The organism is Peptoniphilus sp. (genome assembly GCF_034090345.1).
Lineage (GTDB): Bacteria > Bacillota > Clostridia > Tissierellales > Peptoniphilaceae > Peptoniphilus.
Map to the genome: position 1 here is coordinate 1 of NZ_JAXDSS010000002.1, position 5247 is coordinate 5247.

Annotated in this window: 6 protein-coding genes; all 6 read left to right on the forward strand. The window is 32.4% G+C overall.

The window, feature by feature from the left end; genetic code table 11:
* Positions 1-121: 121 nt before the first annotated feature.
* The 6 genes from SOR77_RS00020 (at position 122) to SOR77_RS00045 (ending at position 5171) form a co-directional block, all read left to right on the forward strand.
* Positions 122-340 carry a hypothetical protein gene (locus tag SOR77_RS00020; RefSeq protein ID WP_320635172.1) on the forward strand — a complete coding sequence of 73 codons (219 nt, stop codon included), beginning with the start codon at positions 122-124 and terminating at the stop codon, positions 338-340.
* 19 nt (positions 341-359) lie between these two features.
* The gene (locus tag SOR77_RS00025; protein ID WP_004822138.1) at positions 360-581 is read left to right on the forward strand and encodes a DUF2922 domain-containing protein; all 222 of its coding nucleotides are present in this window, start codon (positions 360-362) and stop codon (positions 579-581) included.
* A gap of 562 nt (positions 582-1143) precedes the next feature.
* The gene (locus SOR77_RS00030; protein WP_320635173.1) at positions 1144-1296 is read left to right on the forward strand and encodes a YvrJ family protein; all 153 of its coding nucleotides are present in this window, start codon (positions 1144-1146) and stop codon (positions 1294-1296) included.
* Between the two features lie 298 nt (positions 1297-1594).
* Positions 1595-2035, forward strand: coding sequence for a transposase (locus tag SOR77_RS00035; protein ID WP_320635174.1), 441 nt, complete (start codon positions 1595-1597; stop codon positions 2033-2035).
* A gap of 376 nt (positions 2036-2411) precedes the next feature.
* Complete coding sequence (locus SOR77_RS00040) at positions 2412-4796, forward strand: S-layer homology domain-containing protein (RefSeq protein ID WP_320635175.1); 2385 nt, start codon at positions 2412-2414, stop codon at positions 4794-4796.
* A gap of 156 nt (positions 4797-4952) precedes the next feature.
* Positions 4953-5171: a hypothetical protein gene (locus SOR77_RS00045; RefSeq protein WP_004822137.1), complete on the forward strand. Its 219-nt coding sequence runs from the start codon at positions 4953-4955 to the stop codon at positions 5169-5171.
* The last annotated feature ends 76 nt before the right edge of the window (positions 5172-5247 follow it).

The window sequence follows — 5247 nt, forward strand, 5'->3', positions numbered from 1 at the left end:
TCGGGTTTTTTTATGCCCATTTTTAGAAAAACAAGAGTTCAAAAAGTTTTTTAAAAATTTAAAAAATGAATAGTAACTTTTGCTCCTTATTTCTATATATATAGTACAAGGAGGTGATAACATGGCAAAGGAAACAGTAAAGAGCGCAAAGCTAAAGCTTGAGTTCAAGGCTACCTTAGGAGAAGACGGCAAAGAAAAAATCAAGTCTAAGATATTGCCAAGGCTGAACAAAGATGCCGAAATTGACGCAGTTAAAAGCGTAGCCACTAAATTAGGCGCCCTTTTAAAAACACCGGTAGAAAAAATCTACAAAATCACAGAGTCAGAAATCACAGAATAATTAAAGGAAGGAGAAAATTATGGTTAAGAAAACTTTAGAACTTGTCTTTAAAGACACAGGCGGAAAAACTTTGAACATGAGCTTCAAAGACCCAAAAGAAAGCATCGAAAAAACTGAACTAACAGAGTTGGAAACAACAATCAGAGATGCGAAAGTGTTTGTTGGTCCTGAAGGCGACATTGTCGGCTTTGGTAAGGCATACACCAAAGAAGTTATAGAAAAAGACCTCTTACAAGGTTGATTTCTTTATTTACATATGGCTGGTAATATGATTTTGTCTTTATAAGACACAAATATTACCAATAACCGTAGGGGCGGCACGTGAGTGCAAGAAAAATGATGAATTAAAAAATGAACAGACAAATAAAAAACATAAATAACAAAACAACAAAGGCCCGCCCTTAACTCCGATAAAATGAAATATCAAAAACATAAAAATTACTGTGCAAACGAAAAATCAAAACATAAATCAAATTGAATTGTCATAAAAAGAGCGGACCTCGCTTTGCTCGTGCCGCACCCTACACTTGAATAACAAAACAAAAATAAAAACATTTGTGAAACGGGCGGACCTCGCTCTGCTCGTGCCGTCCCTACATTTGGATAATTAAAACAATTAATATTTTATAAAAATCGTAGGGGCGGCACGTGATTGCAAGAAAAATGATGAATTAAAAGATGAATAGACAAATAAAAATAATAGATAAGAAAGACGTAAAGGTCCGCCCTCAAACCAAATAAAACGAAATATTCAAAATAACAAAATAGACATATCTGCAAAAAACATAATAAAGGAGGAAAATATGGACGAAATTATCACACAAGTTTCAAACGTTGGATTTCCAATAGCAATAACATTTTATTTGTTATTCAGAATAGAATCCAAATTAAGTGATTTGACAAATAGTATTCATGAGTTGAGCAACAGCATAGGAAATTTAAACGGCAGTAAGTAAGTTTATAAAAATACATATCAATTTATTTCATTTACCATAAAAGGGGTGGCACGAATATACAAGTGCTGCCTCTTTATTTTTTTACACATAATCTATTTTCATATTTTTTCGCGGGCGGACCTCGCTACACTCGTGCCGCACCCTACATTTTAATAAAAAAACAAAAATAAAAACATTTATAAAACGGGCGGACCTCGCTTTGCTCGTGCCGCCCCTACGATTCGTTAATAAAGCGAAATTTAAAATAAAACAACCCATAAACACAATAAATGATACAATGAACAAAAAGGAGGTAAACATGGAATCTAAATTACCAAAACGAAAAATAATAAGGCTAAAAAACTATGATTATTCATCGGATGGAATATATTTCATAACAATATGCGCCAATAAAAGACAAAAAATCTTTGGAAACATTGACTTTCAAAATCAACCAAGTGTCATTTTGAGCAAATTGGGGGAAAAAATTGATAAAACATTAAAAAATATATCTGAAATTGAAAAATATATCATAATGCCAAATCATATTCATTTCACATTGGTTTTAATTAATTCTCAAAACTCCGTTCCTAAAATTGTGCGTAAATTAAAATCAGATGTAAGCCGAGGCGTAAATTTCCCGGTATGGCAACGTGGATATTATGACAGGATTGTCAGAGATGAAAGGGAATATTTGAACGTGTGTGAATACATTGAAAATAATCCATATAATTGGGATAAGGATGAATATTTTTATTAATTAATGAAACGACAGTAGGGGCGGCACGTGATTACAAGAAAGACAAAGAATCAAAACAAAAACAGAAAAATAAAAAACATAAATGACAAAACAATATAGGCCCGCCCGTAAAAACCAACAATTTCAAAAAAACGTAGGGGCGGCACGTGATTACAAAAATGTTTCATCAAGTTACAAAAATGTAACACAACTGTAATTTTACATTTAAACGTAATAGTGTATAATAATAACAACGAGGAACAATGACAACTAAATATTAATCCATGTGACTAATGTTTAACTTGTCACCTCTGAAAAGACTGTTCGTTCAAGCAGTCTAGCAAAAGTTTAAGACTTTTGTAGGTCTACAAAAATTTTAAGGAGGTCGAAAGACAAGATGAACAAGAAATTATTATCTCTAGTACTAACACTAGTAATGGTACTAGGAGCATTCACATCTGTTTTCGCTGCCGAAACTAAAACAACTGATGAAAAAGTTGAAAAAATCAAAGGTAAGGATAACAAAATCCAATACGTTGTTGATAAAAAATTAGTTGAAGGTTACGAAGATGGAAGTCTAGGACTAGACAAAAACATTACAAGAGCTGAAATCACTAAGCTTTTAGCTATTGCAAACGGAAACAAAGATCTAGCAGCTAAATTACAAGGTGCTATGAAACTTTACAGCGATGTTGATAACTCACATTGGGCAAACGGCGTTATCACTGTAGGTACAACAGTTCCTTCAGCAACTAACGGACAACCAATGCTACAAGGTTACCCAGATGGATCATTCAAACCAGAAAACAACGTAACATATGCAGAACTTGCAAAAATGTTAGTAGTTTTAGTTAAGAGTGATCTAACTGCAGACATGGTTAAAGAAGCTAACGCTAAATGGGCTGGTCTATGGTTAACATGGGCACAACAATTAGGAATTCTTGATGATGTAACTGTTGCTGATTCAAACGCAGCTGCTAACAGAGGCGACGCATTCACAATGGTTTACAACGCTCTTTACAAGATGAAGAACTTCAGAAGAACTGCAGCTAACGAAAAACTTGGCGTACTTTCTTCTTTAAACAGAGACAAATTAGTTCTTAACCAAGATGCTAAAGAACAAGAATACACTATCACTACTGATACAGTATTTGTAAATGCTAATAGAGTTGAAGGAAATAATGCTAATGTAATTAAAGTTAAAAATATTACTAACCCAGATTTCTACCTTGGATCATTAGTAAGAATCATCACTAATGACAAAAAAGAAGTAACTCACATTCTTGAACTTGGTAACCCATCAGCTTTAGCTTTAGATGCTGATGCTCACAGAGTGGTTAAAAATTCAAGATGGAATGGCGTTGCTGATTACACAGTAGAAACTGGTTTAACTAATGTTTCTAAATTAACTAATGATACAATGCAACCAATATTTGATGGATGGGTTAAAGTTAACTTCAGATCAAATGATACTAAAGTAGATTCTTTAACTTTCCAACATGGAAGTAAGGATGTAGTTAAAGTAGGAATTAACAGCGATACAAAAGTATTTGTTGCTAATCCAGCTAATAATATTATGAAAGAAGTTAAAGATATTAACGAAGCTATGTCTTTAATTGGATATAACCAAGCAAGATGGAATATGATTCCAAACGTATATGCAGGGTTCAACCAAGATGGACATAAAGCTGTAGTTGATGCTTTTAATCAAAATGAAAGAAACACTGCTAAAGTTGTAGTATTCAACGTTGTAGCTAAATCAGCTAAAACTGAAATGTACAGAGTAGTTAACCAAGCAACTTCTTTAGGAAATGCAACTCTTGAAGATACTGATGGAAAAATTTATGATAGAAACTTCTTTAACAATATGTCAGCTTTCCCATATAACTATGGAGATCTTTATGATGTAATTAAAGTTAATTACATGACAAATGCTAATACTAATGGAATATCTACAGTTATCGATCACAGTGATAAAGTTAAATTCCCAGTAGTAGAAGTTAAAGGATTTGCTAATGACAAGAGAGTAATTGATGTTGTTGATAAATATGGAGACATGTCTTCACTAGATGTAAGAGATGCAGATATCTTCAACGCAAAACAATACAAAGACTTAAGAGTTGGAGATAAACTTCAATTTGCAAGAAAAGATAACAAAGTTACAACTGAAATAGAAGTACTTTCAATTCTTCCAGCAAACACAGCTCTTGAAGGAGCTATTAAAGATTTAGTTCCAAACATTAGCAATAGAACTCATGTTGCTACAGTTTTAGAAACTAAACAATTCTCACAAAATGAATATGTAGTAGTTATGAATGAATTCAGAGATAACTTTAATTCAGATGCTAATAGCGAAACAAAAACTTATTTAGTATCTATGAGTGAATTTACTAAATTAGAAAAATTAGCAGGTACTGGTATAAAAGTTGAATATGAAGTAAGATTTACTGATGATAGAAATGTTGACGGTAGAATTTACACATTCAAAACTAATTTAGAAGTTGCATATAATGAAGGAATACAAGCTGCAAAAGCTAAACTAGAAAAAGCTATTGAAACTGCAAATGCAGCAAAAGCTAATGTTCAAGTTTCTGAAAATGGTGAAGGATTAGATTTAGGAACTAAATATGTTAAAGAACAACAAATAATTGATACTTTAGATGCAGCTATAAGAGAAGCACAAGGTAAAGTCGATTCTAAGAAAATTTTAGAATTAAGAGAAGCATCTAACACTCTAGAAGAAGCAGTAAGAACTTTTGAAAGAGCAGTTAAAACAAAATAAGTTTAACTTAAAATAAAAAATCCGAGAGAAATCTCGGGTTTTTTTATGTCCATTTTTATAAAAACACAAGCTCAAAAAAATTTTTAAAAAATCTTAAAAAATGGATAGTAACTTTTGCACCTTATTTCTATATATATAGTACAAGGAGGTGATAACATGGCAAAGGAAACAGTAAAGAGCGCAAAGTTAAAACTTGAGTTCAAAGCTACCTTAGGAGAAGATGGCAAGGAAAAAATCAAGTCTAAGATACTGCCAAGGCTGAATAAAGACGCCGAAATTGACGCAGTTAAAAACGTAGCGACTAAATTAGGAAATCTTTTAAAAACGCCGGTAGAAAAAATCTACAAAATCACAGAGTCGGAAATTACAGAATAGTACTAACGAAAGGAGAAAATTATGGTTAAGAAAACTTTAGAACTTGTCTTTAAAGACACAGGTGGAAAAACTTTGA

Coding starts and splice junctions, on each gene's coding strand:
- SOR77_RS00030 (WP_320635173.1), top strand. CDS start 1,144: ATGGACGAAATTATCACACAAGTTTCAAACGTTGGATTTCCAATAGCA.
- SOR77_RS00035 (WP_320635174.1), top strand. CDS start 1,595: ATGGAATCTAAATTACCAAAACGAAAAATAATAAGGCTAAAAAACTAT.
- SOR77_RS00040 (WP_320635175.1), top strand. CDS start 2,412: ATGAACAAGAAATTATTATCTCTAGTACTAACACTAGTAATGGTACTA.
- SOR77_RS00025 (WP_004822138.1), top strand. CDS start 360: ATGGTTAAGAAAACTTTAGAACTTGTCTTTAAAGACACAGGCGGAAAA.
- SOR77_RS00045 (WP_004822137.1), top strand. CDS start 4,953: ATGGCAAAGGAAACAGTAAAGAGCGCAAAGTTAAAACTTGAGTTCAAA.
- SOR77_RS00020 (WP_320635172.1), top strand. CDS start 122: ATGGCAAAGGAAACAGTAAAGAGCGCAAAGCTAAAGCTTGAGTTCAAG.